Source organism: Kitasatospora sp. NPDC059327, from assembly GCF_042752535.1.
GTDB lineage: Bacteria > Actinomycetota > Actinomycetes > Streptomycetales > Streptomycetaceae > Kitasatospora.
On record NZ_JBHYYB010000006.1, the window covers coordinates 30907 to 49532 of the forward strand.

Below are 18626 nucleotides of genomic sequence, written 5' to 3' on the forward strand. Positions count from 1 at the left end.
CTGGGTGGTCGAGCTGATCCTTGATCTTCTCGGCTATACGTCCGACAAGGACCTTTCGGAACTGACGGTCGTCGAGCCCGCCTGCGGAGCGGGGGCGTTCCTCGGCGTGATCGCCTCACGGATCAGCGCCTCCTGCCGAGCCCGCGGACGCCCGATCACCGACGCAGCGGGGGCGCTCCGGGCCTTTGACCTCCTGGACCGCAATGTCGCACTGAGCCGCAGGCTCGTCGAGCAGGAGCTGTACGCCGACGGCTGGGGGCGTAAGGATGCCCGGCAGGTGGCGACCGGCTGGGTGAAGCCGGGCGACTACCTGCTTCAGCCGGACTCGGCGCACCTCGCGGACATCGTCGTCGGTAACCCGCCCTACATCCGGCTTGAGGATGTCCCCAGCGAGCGGATGGACGCCTACCGGAACTCCTGCTCCACAATGGGTGGTCGAGCCGATATCTACATCGGCTTCTACGAGGTGGCCCTGCGGAGCCTCAAGCCCGGCGGCCAGCTCGGATTCATCTGCGCCGACCGCTGGATGCGGAACCAGTACGGCCGCAAGCTGCGACAGCTGGTCACGCGCCGTTTCAGCATGGACCTGTCCTTGGTCATGCACGACGTGGATGCGTTCCAGGATCAGGTCTCGGCCTACCCGGCGATTACGGTCATCTCACGCAGAGAGCAGGGCGGAGCTGTCGCCGCCGACACGACCCGTGCCTTCGGGGAAGCCCAATCTCGCGAGTTCCTCTCCTGGTATCAAGGCGGCTCCCCGGAACCGATCACGACCAACGCTCTGCAGGCCGCCCGCCTGCCGCACTGGTTCCCCCAAGAGGATTCGTGGCCCTCTGCTTCACCGGCCAGGCTCGCCGTCCTCGAAGACCTCAGCGAGCGCTTCGGCCTGCTGGAGGACGAGACGACAGGAACCCGTGTCGGCATCGGCATCGCCACGGGCGCGGACAAGGTCTTCATCACCGATGACGAGAAGCTCGTCGAGGAGGACCGGCTTCTGCCGATGGCCATGGTCCGCGACACCACCAGCGGCACCATCCACTGGAACGGCTCGTATCTGGTCAACCCGTGGAACACCCAGGGTGACTTGGTCGACCTCACCCGCTACCCCCTGCTCGCGGCCTACTTCCGCAAGCACGGCGGCGCACTGCGCAAGCGATACGTGGCGGTCAAGCAGCCGGAGCGGTGGTACAAGACCATCGACAAGGTCGACCACCGGCTGACGGCTAGGCCCAAACTCCTCTTCCCAGACATGAAGCTGACGATCCATCCGGTGATCGACGAGGGTGGGTTGTACCCTCACCACAACCTGTATTTCATCGTCTCGGATGTCTGGGACATGCGCGTGCTCGGGGGCCTGCTCCTGTCCAAGGTCGCGGGGGCGTTCGTAGAGGCGTACGCGGTCAAGATGCGCGGGGGAACCCTGCGGTTCCAGGCGCAGTACTTGCGCAAGATTCGCGTGCCCGACCCTGCGACCATCCGCGAGAGTGACCGGGCCGCCCTTGCCGACGCATTCGACAAGCGTGACGTGAAGGCCGCCACAGAGGCCGCCCTTCGCGTCTATGGACTCACCGAGCTGCCGGATTAGAGAGGAACAGACCTTGACGGTTACCCGTCAGGACTTCGAGGACGCCATAGCGGCGTACTGGGGTGTCAAGCAGTTGCAGGACGAGCAGTCTGCGATCAAGAACGCGGTCGGCGCCGGCACCGCCGGGTCAGTGCGCAGCGGTAAGCACTTCGATGCGATCACGATCCTCCTGTCGAAGTTCTTCCTGGAGGCTGGCTACCCACCGGAGAGCATTCGCGTCACCAAGGGCCAGGGCCTGGAGCTGCCCGGCTACTACCGCCCGCAGAAGCAGTGGGACCTCGTCGTTGTCCACGAGAACGTGCTGGTCGCGGCCTTCGAAATGAAGGCGCTCGGGGGACCGTCCTACGGCAACAACTACAACAACCGAGTCGAAGAGGCGCTCGGCAGTGCGGTTGACCTCCGCCGTGCCGCCCTCGCAGAGCTGTTCCCGAAGGAGAAGCCCTGGCTCGGTTACTTCTTCATCATGCAGGACGGCGAAGGCTCTCGGCGCCCCGTCAGGATCGCCGAGGGGGCCCTGCCCGCCGACGAGATCTGGCACGGCACCTCGTACCAGGACCGTTTCGGCATCTTCTGCGAGCGACTGCTGGGCGAACAGCTCTACGACTCCGCCTGCTACGTCACATCCTCCGCCGAAGATCCGAAGCCCATCGAGCTGGTGGAGAGCCTCGACTGGAGGCACTTCGCAGCTGGGATAAACGCCCGACTCACCTATCTGAAGGAGCTCGGCCTGCCCGGCTGAGCGGCCTCGGGGGCTGAACGTGCCGGCGGGGGCAGGGTCCGGAGGAGCCCCCGCCGGGGGTCCGCGTGGCTGGAAGCCACAGCGACGGGCAGAGGGCAATCCACCTCGCCAGCTCGGACGGAGCGCAGCGGGCGCGGCACTGCCGGATCGGCCGGAGGTCGATGAATGCCCAGTTCAGGCCAGGACCGACAGACTCCGGGGCAGTTGCAGTTCCAATTGCATTCGTGTCCGTTCAGCACCGTCCAAAGTCCCACCTGAGAGACGCTCCGCCGCAGGTCAGGGCGCTCCCGGACCCCACCGGACAACCGGACGAACAGGTGGAAAGCGTGTTGGGAGCGATTCCTCACGAGTTCGAATCTCGTGTCCTCCGCCTCTGTCGGCCATGGCAGCACGAGGTCCCAACCTCCTGGCGGTCGGGGCCTTCGTCGTCTCGTGGTCCCGGTTCCGGTCCCGTTCGTGTGCGCGTGGCCGGCGGGACCGGTGAGCGGACCGTCGTCATCGTCGACGACCGCACGCACCGGCCCTGCCGCGGGCCGCTCACCCGGTCGCTGTCGGATTCAGCGGTACAGCCAGCTGAGCAGGGTCGTCGCCGTGAACACCGCGCCCGACGCCAGAACGACCACCCGCAGGGGCAGCCGCCCGGGGCGTGCCCGGGGCCGGGGCTGGGGGGCCGGGGCCAGCAGCGCTTCCGCGAAGGCCCGGGCGGTCGGCGGTCGGTCGGCCGGGTCGACGGACATCGCTGAGCGCAGCAGCAGGTCCACCCCCGGCGGCAGCTCCCGGCCCGCCGGGAGCGCCGGCAGTGTCGACGCGGCCGGCTGGTCCGTCATCAGGGCTGTGGCGCGGCCGCCCGGGCCGAACGGCTTCTGGCCGGTCAGCAGCTCGTAGGTGACGACGGCCAGCGCGTACACGTCGGCCCGCCCGTCGAAGCCGCCGGTCTGGAAGGCCTGTTCCGGCGCCATGTACGCGGGCGTGCCCGTGGTCACCGTCAGTCCGGACGCGTCGGCCAGCTGCTTCGCGCTGCCCAGGTCCGCCACCAGGACCCCGGCGGGATCGGGGCCGGCGGCGAGCAGCAGGTTGGACGGCTTGATGTCGCGGTGCACCACGCCCGCCTCGTGCAGGACCTGGACCGCGTGGCCCGCCTCCGCGGCCAGCCGCAGCGCCTCCTGCGGCCCGCACTGCCCGACCCGGTCGGCCAGCGTGCCGCCGCGTACGTGGTCCATGACGAAGTAGGGCCGGTCCTCGTGCACCCCGACGTCGTGCACCCGGACCACCCGCGGGCTGGCGATCCGGCGCAGCAGCCTCGCCTCCGCGAGGAACCGTTCGCGGACATCGGCGTTGGCGGCCCAGTTCTCGGCCAGCACCTTCACCGCGACCTCGGTGTCGAGCTCCGGGTCGTAGGCCTTCCAGACCGTCGCGAAGGAGCCGGCACCGATCCGCTCCACGAGAAGGTAACGACCGAGCTTGCGCATGTGGCAGCATTCTGCCGGAGTCGGGGGGAGGGCGAAACTCCCGTTCGACGCGTGGCAGGCCGACGGAACGGAACGGGGGGCTCCGGGTGTTCGAGGAAGGCGAGCTGGAACGGCTCGTGGTGGCCGCGCAGGCGGGGGACCCGGGGGCGTTGGCGTACCTGCTGGCCAAGCTGCGGCCGGTGGTGCTGCGCCGCTGCTCGCGCTTCCTGCCCCACCACGCCGACGCCGAGGAGGCCGCGCAGGACGCGCTGCTGTCCATCAGCACGCACCTGGGCGAGTACGGGGGTCGCGGCTCCTTCCTGGGCTGGGTGACGGTGATCGCGTCCAACGCCGCCCGATCCACCTACCGCTCGATGCGCCGGCGCGCCGAGGACAGCCACGCCGACCTCCCCGAGTCCGTCGACCCGCGCACGACCAGTGTCATCGCCGGGACCCGGCTCGACCTGATGGAGGCGCTGGCCGCGTTGGAGCAGCGGCACCCCACCCTGGTGGAGTCCTTCGTGCTGCGCGACCTCGGCGACCTGACCTACGTCCAGGTCGCCGAGGAGCTGGACGTCCCGTTGGGCACGGTCAAGGACCGCATCCACCAGGCGCGGCGCTTCATGCGCGAGCGCCTGGTCGGCGTTCTGTGAACGGGACCCCCGCGGCGGGTGGCGGCCACGCCGTCGTCCGGCTCCGGTCCGCCGTCGCCGCCCTGGTGGCGGCCGCCGCGCTCGGGCTGGCGGCCGGCCGTTTCGTCCTGCCACCGCCCCCCGGCGCCAGCGCGCGGCCGGCAGGGCCGTCGGGTGCCGCAGCAGACGGGGCTTCCGGCGGCGCCTCCCCGCTCGCGACGGCCGGCGCGTCCTTCCCGACGCCCGCGTCCTCGGCCGCGTCGTCGCCGTCCGGCTCGGCCTCCGGCTCACCGGCGGGTGCGACCGGGCCGGTGACGACCGCCCGTCTGCTGGACGCCGCGGCGTTCGGCCCGGAGGCCGGCATCGGGAAGATCCACATCACCGACCGGTACGGCGACGGCGCGTACGCCAACGCGGCCTGCTCCGGCGAGAAGACCCTCACCCAGACCCTGGGCGGGCCCGGTGCCCACTTCCGCGGACTGACGACCGGCACCCGCACCGACCGCGACGACCCCACGCTGGCCGACAACAGCGTCGACCAGGTCGCCCGCGAGGTCGCCGCCGAGGCCCCGAGCGCCTCCCTGGCGCAGAACTTCGCCGACCGCCTGCTGCTGGAGGAGGTGCCCTGCCAGGAGGCGGTGCCGGGGCACTGGGTCTACGGACGGACCACGACGCTGCGGCTCGCCCCGGACGTCACCGCGAGCTGGATGGGCGCCTACCCGGGGTCCCTCAACACCACCGGCACCGCCCCCGAGGGCACGGAGCCCTGCGGCGGCATCGCCGTGCTGCGCAGCGGCACCCACTACGGGGTGCTGGAGGTCCACGCGTGCCTGGGGACGGCCGCGATGAACCGGGTCGTCAGGACCGCTCTGTCACAGCTGTGAAACAGCCGGTCGGGGCTCCAACTTTCCCTCCGCCGGCGGCATCTCCCCGGTTGTACGAGGACGCAGCGGGCGTCCCGACCAGCAGGGGGATGAGATGACCGAGAACCAGGCCGTCCAGCAGAAGTCCGTTCGCCGCGACCGGGTCGCCGCCGCGGCCTTCCTCGCCGCCGCACTGGTCACGGTCGGCGTCGTCGGCACCCAGTCGGCCACCGCCGACGGGGCCGCGCACCGCACCGCGGTCGCCGCCGCCCCGGTCACCGCCACGCCGACTCCGGTCACCGCCACGCCGGCCGCGGTCGCCGCGCCCGGACTCGGCTCCGCCGCCCTCGTCCAGAGCGAGGACTACTTCCAGCGGGGCCTGAACCCGGTCGGCGCGACCGTCACGCTGACCGGGCGCCAGGGGCTCTCCGCGTGCTCGGGCGAGCAGACGATGCGCGACCTGACCAAGGACAAGGCCACCGCGTACGCGTCGGTGAACTGGACCTTCGACACCGACGGCCTGCTGATCGAGTCGGCCGCGAGTGCCCCTGCCGGAGGCCTGGCCACCACCTGGGAGAAGCAGCTCGTCGCGCTCGTGGAGGACTGCCAGGACGAGCCCGCCGGTCACTGGCACTACGGCGCGGCCCACACCCTGACCGCCGCCGGCGGCACCGCCCGCTGGTACCCGTCCTACGGCGGCGACGGCAGCGCCGGCGGCGCGGTCGCGGTCCTGCGCAGTGGCACCAGGGTCGCCGTCGTCGAGCTCACCGGCCGGCCCACCGCCGCCCCGAGCTCCGTCGAAGGCCTCGTCACCGCAGCGCTGAAGCGCCTCTCCTCCTGACGGCGGTCCGGCTCCGCCCGCGCCGCCGGGCGGAGCCGCCCCGACCGTCGACGGGGCCGCACGGGCCGGAGGTCGTGCGCCCGAGGGCCGGTGGTGAGCACGCGCACTCCGCACGCGCACTCCACCGGCGTGACCACCGCCGGCGTCGAGCCCGGGGCAGCTCCCCCGGGAGTCCTCCACTCCCTTCGCCCGGTCGCGCCGCTCGCCGTGGTGAACGGCGTTACGAACTCGCCGCAGGGCCTGGTCCCGTGGCCGCGACAAGGGCCGCCGAACCGTCCAGGTGCCGATGGAGGCCGAAGGCGAACAGCGAATCTCCGGACAGGGCCGGGCCGGGGTCGTCTCCGCCCCCGGGACATCGAGGCATCGGGACATCGAGCGCGTGGCCGGGATCACACGGGGGCCCGGAGGACGGGCGAAATGCCGTGGGGGGCGAAGTGGTTGCACCTTCAGACATTCAATGCACGTGCACATATCGTCTGGCAACGAGGGACTTCCATGACCACCACCGCGTCCTCCGCCTCCCGCGCCGCCGAGCTGCTCGCCCGGCCGTTGGCGCTGAACGGCCTGACCGTCCCGAACCGCATCGTGATGGCGCCGATGACGCGCAGCTTCTCCCCGGGCGGCGTCCCCGGCGAGGACGTGCGGGCGTACTACGCCCGGCGCGCCGCCGCGGGGGTGGGGCTGATCATCACCGAGGGCACCTACGTCGGCCACGCGTCGGCCGGTCAGAGCGACCGGATCCCGCGGTTCCACGGCGAGGAGCAGCTGGCGGGCTGGGCGGAGGTCACCGAGGCCGTCCACGCGGCGGGCGGCACGATCGTGCCGCAGCTGTGGCACATCGGCATGGTCCGCCAGCAGGGCCAGCCGCCGTTCGCCGACGCCCCCGCCGTCGGCCCCTCGGGCCTGCGCATCGACGGGACCGAGGGCACCGGCAGGGCGATGACCAGGGAGGACCTGGACGACGTCATCGGCGCCTTCGCCGAGGCCGCCGCGGCCGCCGAGCGCACCGGCTTCGACGGCGTCGAGCTGCACGGCGCCCACGGCTACCTCCTCGACCAGTTCCTCTGGGCGGGCACCAACCGGCGGACCGACGCCTACGGCGGCGACCACGTGGACCGCACGAAGTTCGCGGCCGAGATCGTGGCCGCCGTCCGCGAGGTCGTCGCACCCGACTTCCCGGTGATCTTCCGCTACTCGCAGTGGAAGCAGGAGGCCTACGACGCCAGGCTCGCCGAGACCCCGGAGGAGCTGGAGGCGGTCCTGGCGCCGCTCGCCGCGGCCGGCGTCGACGTCTTCCACGCCTCCACCCGCCGGTACTGGGAGCCGGAGTTCGAGGGCTCGGACCTCAACCTGGCGGGCTGGACGAAGAAGCTCACCGGCCGGCCCACCATCACCGTCGGCTCGGTCGGCCTCGACGGCGACTTCCTCCGGGCCTTCGCGGGCGAGGGTGCCCCGGTCCAGGGCATCGACAACCTCCTCGACCGTCTGGAGCGCGACGAGTTCGACCTGGTCGCGGTCGGTCGCGCGCTGCTCCAGGACCCGCGGTGGGCGGCGAAGGTGCTGGCGGGCCGGTTCGACGAGCTGCGGTCGTACGACCCGGCGGCCCTGCAGACCCTGAGCTAGGGGTTCCGGCGCGGGCGGGCCCGGAGCGTCGCGACGCTCCGGGCCTTCGTCGTCTCCCCGCCGGCGCGGCGCCCCGGCGGGCGACGACCACGCGATGCACGCGATGGGCAGCCGGCTGCTGGGCTTCAGCCAGGAACTGTTCGACGACACCGCCGCCGCCCCCGACCCGGCGCTCCTCCGGCAGCCGGCGCGCGCCTACCCCCACATCGCGGAACTGGCCGGAGCCGTCGGACACGACGCGGCGTCGACCGTCGGCACCTGCGACGACCAGGCCGAGTTCGAGTTCGCGCTGGACCTGCTCCTGGACGGACTCGAACGCCTGCGGACCACCGAGGGAACCGGCCGCGGCCGGTAGCCGCCCGCTCGACGGTGAGTCCGGTGTGCCGCCCCGACGGCCCCGACGGCCCCGCGACCGGTGCGACCCGGCGGGGCGCCCCGGAGCCCTCAGGCGGCGCGGGCCGTGCGGCGGTAGCTGCCGGGGGGCTGGCCGTACTCCCGCTTGAAGGCCTTGGCGAAGGCGTACTCGGATCCGTAGCCGGTCCGGGCGGCGACGGTGGTCAGCGGGGCCTCGGACTCGCGCAGGAGGGTGGCGGCGGCGGTCAGGCGCCAGCAGCGAGTCGATCAGCGCGGGAACGATGCCCGCCGAGCCGATCCGGGGCTTCTCCAGCTCGGTGCCGAGGAGTTGGACCGCCGCGCTCAGCTCGGGGTGCCGGCCGTGCCGGGTCGGCAGGTGGATGACCTCGGGCAGTTGGCGGACCAGCGGGTGCGGCCGGCCCTGGTCCAGGTGGTAGTTGCCGCACAGCAGGCTGGTGCGGGGGCCGTCGCCGCCGAGGGTGACCATGCCGATCGGCGAGCCCGGCCGGTACTGGTCGGGCCGCTCCGCCTCGGCCGGGGTGGCGGGGTCGTCGGCGAGGATGTGGCCGCGGCCGTCGCGCAGGAAGATCACGTCGCCGGGGCTGAGCGCGATCGGCTCCGCGCCGGGCGCGTCCTCCAACGGGACCAGCCAGCACGTCCCGTACAGCACCACGTGGAACCCGGCACCGGCGACCGGGGGGAGACACAGGCCCCAGGGGGCGCGGCCCTCGGTGCGTACGGACGTGGGCTGCCCCGTCCGCATCGAGCTCAGCGCCTCGGTCAGGACGCCCGCAAGGCCGGTGAGAGCGAGGAGCGGCTGCACCTGGTCGCCGTCTGGCAGGACGCCGCGCACTTCTTCACCGAGTAGGAACGGGCCGCCCTCGCGCTGACCGAGTCCGTCACGCTGATCGGGCAGGCCGGCCTGCCGGACGATGTCTACGCGCGGGCCGCCGCCCAGTTCACCGAGGAGGAACTGGCCCGGCTGCTGGCACTGGTCCTCACCATCAACACCTGGAACCGGATCGCCCTCGGCACCGCCAAGGTCCCCGGCACCGACGAGCGCGCGGGGCACTGACACCGGGGCACTGACACCGGGCACTGACACCGGGGCACTGACGCGGGGCTGCGGCGCCGACGGGCCAGACAGGCCCGGCACCCGACCCGCCGACGTCGGTCGAGGACCCGGCGCCACCCCCGCGGGGCCGGGTCCTCGACCGCGCCCCGCGGGCGCCGCGCCGAGCGGGTCAGGGGCGCAGGTGCCCGAGGACCGCGCGGAAGGCCTGCTCGACGGCCGCACGGGACTCGTCCGTCGGGTCCACGGTGTCGAAGCCGTGATGGCCGTGCGGGACGTCGATCACTTCGAGGTCCGCCCCCTCCGCCTCGGCCGCGGTCACGAACGCCTCGACGGTCGCGGCGATCTCGGGAACCTCCAGGCCCACCCGGGTCAGCACGACCGGCAACCGGCCGGCCCCGGCCAGGGCGTCCGCCGGACGGAACCGGCTCTCCACGGTGGGCCAGCCGGGGAGCGGCGCAAGGACGGGGTAGGTCGCGGCGAGGCAGCGCAGCCAGGCCGGGGGCGCGGACAGCCAGTCCGCCGAGAGCAGACCGCCACCGGAGAAGAACCAGACGGCGACGCGGTCCCCGTCGACGCGCGGGTCGGCGCGGAGCAGTTCGACGGCCTCGGCGATGTCCGCCGCGGCGAGCGGGTAGTCGGCCAGCGAGTGCAGCCGGTGGTCCAGGGTCGCCCCGATCACGCCCTGGCTCGCCGCGTACCGGCCGTAGCCGACGTACGTCGTCCAGTCCCGCGGGGTGGGCCGCACGCTCTCCGGGACGGGGCCGCCGTGCACGAACAGCACTGCCGGACGCGGCTCCACCGCGCCCGCGTCCGCACCAGCGTCCGCACCCGCACCGGCGACCGCACCCGCGAGGTCCGACGGCAGGTAGAGGTCGAGCCGGCCGACGCGCTCGCGGGTCTGCTCGGGCACGTCCACCACGAACGGGCGGAGGTAGCCGGGCAGCTCCTCGGCCGGCGCGGCCAGCCGATGGCCCTCACCGGCGGCGGCGCCGAGCAGGGTGTCCGCCAGCTCCTCGGGGCGGGAGAGCATCGGCCAGTGGCCGGTGTCCAGGTCGAAGAACCCCACCCGGGGGTCGGCGAGCGCCTTGAACTGCGGCATGCCGAGCGTCATCAGGCCTTCGAGCTTGGCGATGCTCATACCGCCCGCGGTGCAGAAGATGCCGGAGGTCGGGAGGGCGGCGAGCGCCCCCGACAGCCTGAGCGGCTGGGTGAAGGTGGCGCTCGGCTGCGGCGAGGCGAGCCGGGTCAGGTCGGCCAGCGCCTCCTCCGTGAGCCCGGCGGTGCTGCCCCAGCGCTGCCACCCGTCGGCGGCCGGCGGCGCGATCCACCCGTCGTCCCCGTCCGGGCCCGCCGGGCTCAGCAGCCGGCCCCGCACCTCCTCGTCGGGGACCAGCTGGAGCGCGACGTCACCGTCCTGGGGCAGGCCCGCGTCCAGGTAGACGATCCGGCTGATCCGCTCCGGGCGCCGGTCGGCCGCGCCCAGCACGGGGTGGATGCCGTAGTCGTGACCGACGATCACCACCTCCGGCGCGTCCACCGCGTCGATCAGCCGCACCACGTCGTCGATGTGCGTCTCCAGGCCGGTGTCCGGACCGGCCAGGTGACGGCGGTCCCCCAGGCCGGTGAGCGTCACCGGGTGCACCTCGGCCCCGGACTCCCGCAGCCTGGTGGCCACCTCACCCCAGACCCGGCCGTCGGTGAAGGGCCCCGACACCAGCACGAACGTCGTCATGATCGTCTCCTTACCCGCATCGTCCGCCCGGACGACTTCCGGCCGCCCGCACACAGGTACGGTAGGAACTCCCCCTGAGGGAGGTTCAAGTCTTGTCGCCCGACGTCATGTGGAGCATCGGGGAACTGGCCGAACGCGCGGGCGTCACGGTCAAGACCGTCCGCTTCTACTCCGACCGCGGCCTGCTGCCCGAAGCCGGCCGGAGCTCCGGCGGGCACCGCCGGTACGGACCGGAGGCGCTCGACCGGCTCCAGTTCATCCGCTCGCTGCGCACGCTCGACCTGCCCGTCCCCGAGGTGGGCCGGGTCCTGGAGCACGAGTCGGCCCTGGAGGACGCCGTCGCCCGGCAGTTGGCCGAAGTCGGGTCGCAGCTGGCCGCCCTGCGCTGGCGCGAGGCCGCCCTCCACCTGCTCCAGGACTGCACCCCCGCCGAGCGCGCCGACCGGCTGCGCCTGATCGGCCTGGTGGCCGGCCCGCCCGACACCACCGTGATGGCCCGCTTCTGGCGCCGCGTGCTGCCCCCTCGGCTCCCCGCCGGGCTGCTCGCGGCGGTCGTCGACGCGGCCGTCCCGACGCCCCCCGACGACCCGACCCCGGCCCAGGTCCTGACCTTCGCCCGGATGCACGCGCTCACCGCCCCCGGCCGGCTCAGCATCGACGTCTGCCGGCCCGATCTCCGCGACCCCGGTGCGCACTACCGGCCGGCGGTGCTCTACCAGGGCCTCGGCCTCGCGTACGAGCTGGCGGCGGCGGAGATGGCGCGGGGGGCGTCGCACGCGGGCGAATCGCTGGACTGCTTCGTCGCCGCGCACGCCGACTCCAACGGCCTGCGCGACACCTCGGAGTTCCGTCACCACCTCGGGTACGTCCTCGACCAGACCGCCGACCCGGTGATCGACCGCTACTGGCAACTCGCCACCGAACTCGCCACCCCGGCCGACGGCCCGCCCGCCATCACACCCGGCTCCGCCCACGAGTGGCTCCGCACCTCCCTGGCCGGCCAACTCGCCGACGCCGCGGCCTGAGCGGGCGGCCGGGCACCCGGGACCCCGGGGCCGTCACGCCGGCGGGGGCCGTCACGCCGCCCCCCGGGGACGTTTCGGCACCCGCCGAACCGTCCCGGGGGCACCATGGGGTCATGTCGCTCGCCCAACTCGCCGGACTGCTCGCCGACCCGACCCGCGCCGCGTTCTGCACCGCCCTGCTCGACGGTCGGGCCTGGACCGCCGGTGAACTCGCCCGGCACGCCGGCGTCGCCCCGTCCACCGCGAGCGAGCACCTGTCCCGGCTGGTCGCCGGAGGCCTGCTGGCCGAGGAGCGGCAGGGGCGGCACCGGTACGTCCGGCTGGCCGACCCGGCGGCCGCGACCCTGATCGAGGACCTCGCCGCCTTCGCGGCGGGCACCGGCCCGGCGGGGCCCGGACCGCGCACGCTGCATGAGTCCACCCGGCTGAGCGCCGAGGCCCGGGCACGGACCTGCTACGACCATCTGGCCGGCCGGCTCGGGGTGGCGGTCACCGAGGCCGTCCTGGCGCGCGGGCTGGTGGCGGACGACGGCGGCCTCGCGGTCACGACGGCCGGGCGGGAGTGGCTGGCCGGCCTCGGCGTCGGGCTTCCGGTCCACGCCGGGCGCCCCGGCGGCCGGCCGCTCGTCCGCGGCTGCCTGGACTGGACGGAGCGCCGCGGTCACCTGGGCGGTGTCTTCGGCGCGGTGCTCTGCCGGGCCGCGCTGGACCGGGCCTGGGTCGAGCGGATCGGCTCCGGCCGGGCCCTGCGGGTGACGCCGGCGGGCGACCGGGCGCTGCGCGAGCTGCTCGGGGTGGCCCTCGACCCGGCGGCGGGGTGACCGGCTCGGCCCGTCACCCTCACCCCACCGTGGGGTCATCCCATCGTCTTCGCCCCGTCCAGCGACTCCCGGATGATGTCCGCGTGCCCGGCGTGCTGCGCGGTCTCCGCGATGACGTGCAACAGCACCCGGCGCACGGACCAGACCGCGCCCGGCTCGAACCACGGCGCCTGCGGCAGCGGGTGGACGAGGTCCAGATCGGGCAGGGTCGAGAGCAGCTCGCCCGTCCCGCGCGCCACCCGCTCATAGCCGGCGAGCAGACCGGCCAGCGTCTCGCCGTCCGCCATCCGGAACTGGCCCTCCCAGTCGACGGACTCCCGCCCCATCGCCTCCGCCCCGCCCACCGCGAACCGCATCCAGCGTTCCTCGACGCCCGTGACGTGCTTGATCAGGCCGCCCAGGCACAACTCGCTCGCCGTGGTCCGGCGGGCGGCCTGCTCGTCGTCGAGGTCGCGGACGGTGTACCGGAGGAAGCCGCGGTGCTTGTCCAGCGTCTGGAGCAGATCGGCCCGCTCCCCACCGGCCCGCTCCCCACCCGCCCGCTCCCCGCCGCCGTCTTCGCCGCCGACCCGGTCCACGTCACTCATCAGGCGTCCGCCAGGACGGGCATGTCGCCGGCGGTCGTGCCCAGGTCGATCACTCCGAAGGCCGCGCCCTGCGGGTCGCCGACCGCCGCGAACCGGCCGAACGGGCTGTCCATCGGACCGAAGAACAGCTGCCCGCCGTGCTCGGTCACCTTGGCGATGGTCGCGTCGCAGTCGTCCACCGCGAAGTAGACGCTCAGGTACGACGGCGCCTCCGGCGGCAGGTCGTCCGGGCCCACCTTCATCCGGCCGAGCGCGGGCCGGTCGTCGATCTGGAAGATCTTGTAGTCGACCTGGTCGGCGTCCATCCGCTTGGTGGTGTACGGGAAGACGGCGGGGAAGAAGGCGTCCGCCTTGCCCGGCTCACGGGTCAGCACCTCGGCCCAGGTGTACGAGCCCGGTTCGTTCTGCTTCTCGAAGCCCTCGTGCCGATCGGCCTGCCAGACGCCGAAGGTGACGCCGCCCGGGTCCTTGGCGATCGCCATCGAGCCGAAGTCGCCGACCCGCATCGGGCCCATCAGCACCTCGCCGCCCCCGGCCCGGATCTTCTCGACGGTGGCGGCCGCGTCCGGTGAGGCGAGGTACAGGCACCAGGCCGACTTCACCTCCTCCTCGGGCATCGGTGGGACGACGGCGGCCACCGCCTTGCCGTCCGAGTACGCCGTCGTGTAGTTGCCGAACTCCGACGCGCTCTCGCCGAAGGTCCAGCCCAGCACCGCCCCGTAGAAGGTCTTCGCGGCGTCCAGGTCCTTGAACATCGCGTCGGCCCAACAGGGCGTGCCCTCGGGTAGCACGGCCATGATCCTGCCCTCCAGGTAGCGGTTTGTCCCGATTCGTCACAGTAGTCAGTGACCCGCCCGCCCGCGCCCCGAGCGGCCGCACCCCGCCCGGAGGGGGCCGCGCCCCGCCGACCCGGGGCCTCGCCCACTCGGAGCCTCACCCGGCCCCCGTCCGCGCCCCGGAACGCGCCCCGGAACGCGCCCCGGAACGACGACGGCCCGCCGGAGCACCCCGGCAGGCCGCCACAGGACCGGACCGGCCGGCCGCCGCTATCCGCTCACCCCTGTCCCGCCCCCGGCGCCGCCGGGACCGCCCCCGCGAGCGGCGGCCGCGCAGCCGCCGTCCCGAAGCCGACCGGGCCCGTCGGCACGAGCCCCGGGCGCGGCGCCTGCTCCACCGCGCCCGCGGCCGCCTGCCCCGGCGCCGCCACGAGGGCGAGCCGCGCCGCCGACGTCCCCAGTCCGGACGCGCCGAACGGGAGCGCGGCGCCCGCGCCGGCCGGCACCGGCAGCTCCACCGGCACCGGCGCGGCCGGCGAGGTCCCCTCCGCAGGTCCGTCCGGCAGCGCCACCGGCGCCGACGGCACCGGCAGCTCCACCGGCACCGACGGAACCGGCACCGAAGGCGCCACCGGTGCCGCCCAGGCCTCGTCCCGCCCGAAGTGCCGCCGCAGGTCCGCCTCGCCGTACCGCCGGCAGTCCCGGTGCCACACGTAGATGCCCGCGAGCCAGTTCTCCAGCTCCTTCACGTACCCGTCCAGCAGCTCCCGGGCCTCCGCGCCCAGCTCGAAGTCGTCGTAGAGCACCGGGAACTCGTTCTGCGCCACGTGCTGGAACTGCTTCAACCGCGAGTGCATCAGGTCGTCGACGATCCGGACGGCCGCCGGGTAGTCGCAGTCGAAGAAGTTCTGCACCACCAGGACGGCGTTGTGCACCTCGCCCTCGTACTCGATCTCCTTCTGGTACGAGAACAGGTCGTTCATCATGCACGCGTAGTCGGCGGCCGCGTTCTCCAGCGAGCGCATCGGCCCGCTCCGGTAGACCTCCGGCGGGACGGCCTGGCCGTGGGACAGCCGGCACAGGCTCATGGTGAGGTCGGAACCGAAGGTCTTCCGGCGCATCTCGATGTAGTCCACCGGGTCGGGGATCCGGTGCTGCGCCTGGTTGTTGAGCTCCCAGACCCAGCTCAGCGTCATGTCCTCGACGGCGGCGCGGAACTTCTGCCGGGCGTCCGCCGTCATCGGGGCGCTGGTCCGTGCCCAGAGGTCGGCCAGGCCTCGCTCCAGGGCGTTCACCGGCACCGGTGTCGGGCCGCCGTCGACCGGCATGAACGCGGAGAAGCGTTCGGTGAGGAGCTTGGCCCCGACCAGGTCGCGGGTCCGTCCGAAGACCACCGGGTAGTAGTCGTCGCCGTACGTCCCCCAGGTCAACCAGGCCGAGGTGAGGTCGAGTTCCTCGGCGGTGGCGTCCGGGTGGATGCCCGCCGAGCAGAGCGGGAAGTCGTAGTCGGCGAGCTTCTCGGCCGTCCAGATGCCGGAGCCCGGCACGCCCGGCCGCGCCTCCAGCATGCCCATCCGGGCCCCCCATTCCAGGGTGTTCCGGCGGGAGGCCTCCAGGTGCGGGCTGGGCAGCACGGTGAACGGGAGCTCGAACTCCGGCAGCAGGGAGGGCCCGACCTGTTGGAACGGCAGGTGGCTGTGCGACCGTGCCCGCCGCACCGCCGGGTCGACGCCGCCCGGCGAGCCGGGTGTGCCGTCCAGCGTGTCGACCCCGCTCAGCGAGCCCAACTCACCGAGCCCGCCCGGCAGTGCGCGGCCCGCGCCGACCCGGAGCAGGTCCAGTGCCGAGGTCCCGATCCCGCCGATCCGGTACGGGTCCCACCAGTTGGCCGCGGCGGCGGCCGTGCCGCCGCCGTTCATGTACCGGCTGGACCGCATGTGCCACTCGTGGCCGCCCGACTGCCAGTCCTGGAGCCCCTTGACGTACGCCAGCACCCGGGCGACGCCCGCCGGGTCGAGCCCGGTCTCGGTGAACAGCCAGGGCAGTTCGGTGACGACGGTGTTCTCGAACTGCTGGAGCCGCGAGGTGAGCAGGTCGTTGACGGCCTCCGCGGCCTCCTGCGTCGTGCAGCCCAGGAAGGTCTCCAGCACGAGGATGCCGTTGCTCAGCTCGCCCTCGTCCTCGACCTCCCGCTGGTAGGAGAAGATGTCGTTGCGCAGGTGGACGCCGTCGGAGAAGGCGTCCATCAGGACGCGCAGCGGCCGGGAGCCGGAAACCTCCCGCGGCACCTCGGCGTTGGCCGCGTACTCGATCAGCCCGGCCGACCAGGGCGCGCCGCCGACCTTGCGGCGCATCTCGATGTACTCGACCGGGTTGGCGATCCGCCCGGCGTTGATGTTGGCGAGCTCCCAGAGCGACTCGTTGAGCAGGTTGCGGGTGCTCTCGGCGAACCGGATCCGCCAGTCCTCGCCCATCGAGGGCACGGTGCGTCGCCAGAGGTCGGCCAGACCCGCCTCGACCGGGTTGACGGGCTCGGGCACCGGGGTGGCCGGGTCGGCCGGCATGAAGAGCGGCAGCCGGTCCAGATAGGCCTTGCCGCCCTCGCGGTCGTTGGTCCGCTTGTAGATCTCCAGGAAGTGGTCGTCGAAGAAGAAGACCCACACGTACCAGTCGGTGACCAGGGACAGCGCCTCGGCGGAGGCGTCCGGGTGGGTGTAGGCGCAGAGCAGGCCGTAGTCGTGCGCCTCCAGGTCGGCCTGGTCCCAGATGCCCGACCCCTCCAGCATCCCCATCTCCCGCGCCCAGCCGGTGGAGTGGGCACGGGCCTCGTCCAGGTGGGGGTTGAGGCGTGCCGGGTGCGGCACGTAGAAGGAGGGCAGTTCGAACGGCTGAGTCACCGGGGTGAGCCTTTCTGGACGTGTCGAGGAGGCCGACCGGCACGGCGGAGCGGAGCCTTCGGTCCACCGCGCCCACCACCCGGTCGGCTCAGCATTACCCCCGTCCCGCGATCTTCACCGGAGAACCGGAACAGTCGTATGAGATAACCCACTTGGATCGAACTCCTGCCCGACTCGACGGACCGTTCTGGTTCATCTGTACGGATCCGGGCCGGCCCCCGGAACGCCCCGGCACGCCGTACGCGGCGAGCGGCTCCACCACGAACGCGGCCCGGGTGTGACAGCACGGCCGAAGGAGTTCCCCGGCGTCCTCACCGCCCCGCGGGCCTCGCCGTCCCGCTCAGCCCCCGCTGCCGTTCACGGAGTCCCGCATGTACACCTCCCAGGCCGCCGGCACCGACTCGTCCGGCTCCTCCGGACCGCCCGGCGCGGGCACCTCGGCCCCGGGGCCCGCCGAGCCCGTCCCGTCCGCCGGCCGGACCGGTCCCGGCACGAACGCGCCGGACACCGGCGCACCGTCCTCGGGCGGCTCCGCCAGGCTCGCCCGGATCAGGGCCGCCGCCTCCGGGTGCCCCATGGCCTCGGTGATCCCGGCCACCCGCAGCGCGTAGACGGTCCGCTCGCCCTCCGCGCGGTCGAGGTCGGCGTCGTCCATCAGGGCGTTCAGCGGGCCGACCACCGCCGGACCGCGCCGCTCCGGCTCCCCCGGCCCGTCCGCCGTCGCCACCGGTCCCGTCGCCACCCGACCGGTGTCCACGTCCGGGTGGTGCAGCGCGGAGACCAGGCCCGGCGCCACCGCGTCCAGGAACGGCAGCGACTGCCGCGCCGGCCGGGTGACCAGGTGCTCGTACAGGTCGTCGACCGGTCGGTCGTTGGCCGCCGCCGACAGCTGGGCGAGCGGGCCGATCATGCCGACCGCCTCCCTGGCCTCCTCGTCGTGCCGGGCCAACCACCAGACCACCGCACTGCCGGGGGACTTGAGCACGTCCTCGCCGAGGTAGGCCCGCCTGCTCCGCTCGTAGCGCCGTTCGTGCTCCCACACCTCCTCGGCCTTGCGCACCTCGGACAGCTTGCCGAGCCGCTCCCGATCCGCCTCCGGGAGGCCGAGCCCGACCCGGCCGCCCATCGCCACCAGCAGCCCGGAGGCGTCCGGGCCCTGCGTGCCGAGCGTCCCCTCCAACCGGTGCCGTACGAGGTCCAGCCGACCGGGGTGCTCCCGCTCGGTCACCGCCCGGGCCCGGGCCAGGACGGTCTCCACCGCGAGGCCGGCCGGGTTGGCGTGGACGAGGCCGCCGATGTTCTGCACCGGCCGCCACCAGACCGTCGCCGAGAAGAGGAAGTCGTAGTCCGGCACCCCGCTGGGCAGCGCGACGCCCTCCACCCGGGTCTCCTGGTAGGGGAGTTCGACCACCGGCGGGTGGCCGGGGGGCGCCGACGGCGGGTACGGCCCGCGCGGCGTCTCCACCACCGGCGCGCCCCGGCGCCCGGCGGACCGCCGTACCACGAGGGCGACCGCGGCCGCCGCCCCCGCCCACAACCAGACGGGCCACTCGGCCAGCAGCCCGACAGCCACGGGCACGGCGCCCGCCGCGACGGCGAGGGCGGCAACACGGGCGTTGCTCATGGGG

At 73.6% G+C, this 18626-nt stretch carries 15 protein-coding genes and 3 pseudogenes; 10 read left to right on the forward strand and 8 right to left on the reverse strand.

The window, feature by feature from the left end; translation table 11 throughout:
• Positions 1-4: 4 nt before the first annotated feature.
• Positions 5-1585, forward strand: coding sequence for an Eco57I restriction-modification methylase domain-containing protein (locus ACFXHB_RS05800; RefSeq protein WP_380572413.1), 1581 nt, complete (start codon positions 5-7; stop codon positions 1583-1585).
• Positions 1586-1598: 13 nt separating this feature from the next.
• On the forward strand, positions 1599-2324 hold the full coding sequence (locus tag ACFXHB_RS05805; protein ID WP_380572414.1) for a PaeR7I family type II restriction endonuclease: 726 nt from the start codon (positions 1599-1601) through the stop codon (positions 2322-2324).
• 557 nt (positions 2325-2881) lie between these two features.
• On the opposite strand, the gene ACFXHB_RS05810 is transcribed toward ACFXHB_RS05805, so the two are convergent.
• Positions 2882-3793 (reverse strand): serine/threonine-protein kinase, encoded by a 912-nt coding sequence (locus ACFXHB_RS05810; protein WP_380572415.1) that lies wholly within the window; start codon positions 3791-3793, stop codon positions 2882-2884.
• Between the two features lie 86 nt (positions 3794-3879).
• On the opposite strand from ACFXHB_RS05810, the gene ACFXHB_RS05815 reads away from it, so the two are divergent.
• The 5 genes and pseudogenes from ACFXHB_RS05815 to ACFXHB_RS05835 form a co-directional block, all read left to right on the forward strand.
• Positions 3880-4425: an RNA polymerase sigma factor gene (locus ACFXHB_RS05815; protein ID WP_380572416.1), complete on the forward strand. Its 546-nt coding sequence runs from the start codon at positions 3880-3882 to the stop codon at positions 4423-4425.
• Positions 4422-5288, forward strand: a complete 867-nt coding sequence (locus ACFXHB_RS05820) for a hypothetical protein (RefSeq protein WP_380572417.1) — start codon at positions 4422-4424, stop codon at positions 5286-5288. Before ACFXHB_RS05815 ends, ACFXHB_RS05820 begins: the two co-directional genes overlap by 4 nt.
• Positions 5289-5382: 94 nt before the next feature.
• Positions 5383-6108: a hypothetical protein gene (locus ACFXHB_RS05825; RefSeq protein ID WP_380572418.1), complete on the forward strand. Its 726-nt coding sequence runs from the start codon at positions 5383-5385 to the stop codon at positions 6106-6108.
• Positions 6109-6603: 495 nt separating this feature from the next.
• Positions 6604-7731 (forward strand): NADH:flavin oxidoreductase, encoded by a 1128-nt coding sequence (locus ACFXHB_RS05830; RefSeq protein ID WP_380572419.1) that lies wholly within the window; start codon positions 6604-6606, stop codon positions 7729-7731.
• An 88-nt stretch (positions 7732-7819) separates the two neighbouring features.
• Positions 7820-8086, forward strand: a pseudogene (locus tag ACFXHB_RS05835) (TetR/AcrR family transcriptional regulator C-terminal domain-containing protein); the annotation flags it as partial.
• Positions 8087-8175: 89 nt separating this feature from the next.
• Here ACFXHB_RS05835 and ACFXHB_RS05840 read toward each other — a convergent pair.
• Both ACFXHB_RS05840 and ACFXHB_RS05845 read right to left on the reverse strand, forming a co-directional pair.
• Positions 8176-8334, reverse strand: a complete 159-nt coding sequence (locus tag ACFXHB_RS05840) for a helix-turn-helix domain-containing protein (protein ID WP_380572661.1) — start codon at positions 8332-8334, stop codon at positions 8176-8178.
• A 64-nt stretch (positions 8335-8398) separates the two neighbouring features.
• A pseudogene (locus ACFXHB_RS05845) lies at positions 8399-8848 on the reverse strand (cupin domain-containing protein); the annotation flags it as partial.
• A gap of 21 nt (positions 8849-8869) precedes the next feature.
• Between ACFXHB_RS05845 and ACFXHB_RS05850 the strand changes: the two are divergent.
• A pseudogene (locus ACFXHB_RS05850) lies at positions 8870-9160 on the forward strand (carboxymuconolactone decarboxylase family protein); the annotation flags it as partial.
• A 169-nt stretch (positions 9161-9329) separates the two neighbouring features.
• Here ACFXHB_RS05850 and ACFXHB_RS05855 read toward each other — a convergent pair.
• Positions 9330-10892: an alpha/beta hydrolase gene (locus tag ACFXHB_RS05855; RefSeq protein ID WP_380572420.1), complete on the reverse strand. Its 1563-nt coding sequence runs from the start codon at positions 10890-10892 to the stop codon at positions 9330-9332.
• 92 nt (positions 10893-10984) lie between these two features.
• On the opposite strand from ACFXHB_RS05855, the gene ACFXHB_RS05860 reads away from it, so the two are divergent.
• Together ACFXHB_RS05860 and ACFXHB_RS05865 are read left to right on the forward strand one after the other, a co-directional pair.
• Positions 10985-11917: a MerR family transcriptional regulator gene (locus ACFXHB_RS05860; protein ID WP_380572422.1), complete on the forward strand. Its 933-nt coding sequence runs from the start codon at positions 10985-10987 to the stop codon at positions 11915-11917.
• Between the two features lie 113 nt (positions 11918-12030).
• A complete protein-coding gene (locus tag ACFXHB_RS05865) occupies positions 12031-12738 on the forward strand; it encodes an ArsR/SmtB family transcription factor (RefSeq protein WP_380572423.1) in 708 nt (235 codons plus the stop codon).
• A 35-nt stretch (positions 12739-12773) separates the two neighbouring features.
• Here the strand turns inward: ACFXHB_RS05865 and ACFXHB_RS05870 are convergent, their stop codons facing one another.
• The 4 genes from ACFXHB_RS05870 to ACFXHB_RS05885 all read right to left on the reverse strand — a co-directional run bounded on the left by ACFXHB_RS05870 (position 12774) and on the right by ACFXHB_RS05885 (position 18622).
• Positions 12774-13325, reverse strand: coding sequence for a DinB family protein (locus ACFXHB_RS05870; RefSeq protein ID WP_380572424.1), 552 nt, complete (start codon positions 13323-13325; stop codon positions 12774-12776).
• Complete coding sequence (locus ACFXHB_RS05875; protein WP_380572425.1) at positions 13325-14122, reverse strand: VOC family protein; 798 nt, start codon at positions 14120-14122, stop codon at positions 13325-13327. The genes ACFXHB_RS05870 and ACFXHB_RS05875 overlap by 1 nt, the downstream gene beginning before the upstream one ends.
• 257 nt (positions 14123-14379) lie before the next feature.
• Entirely contained in the window at positions 14380-16998 is a 2619-nt protein-coding gene (locus ACFXHB_RS05880; protein WP_380572426.1) for a germacradienol/geosmin synthase, read from the reverse strand.
• A 340-nt stretch (positions 16999-17338) separates the two neighbouring features.
• On the reverse strand, positions 17339-18622 hold the full coding sequence (locus tag ACFXHB_RS05885; protein WP_380572428.1) for a hypothetical protein: 1284 nt from the start codon (positions 18620-18622) through the stop codon (positions 17339-17341).
• Positions 18623-18626: the final 4 nt, after the last annotated feature.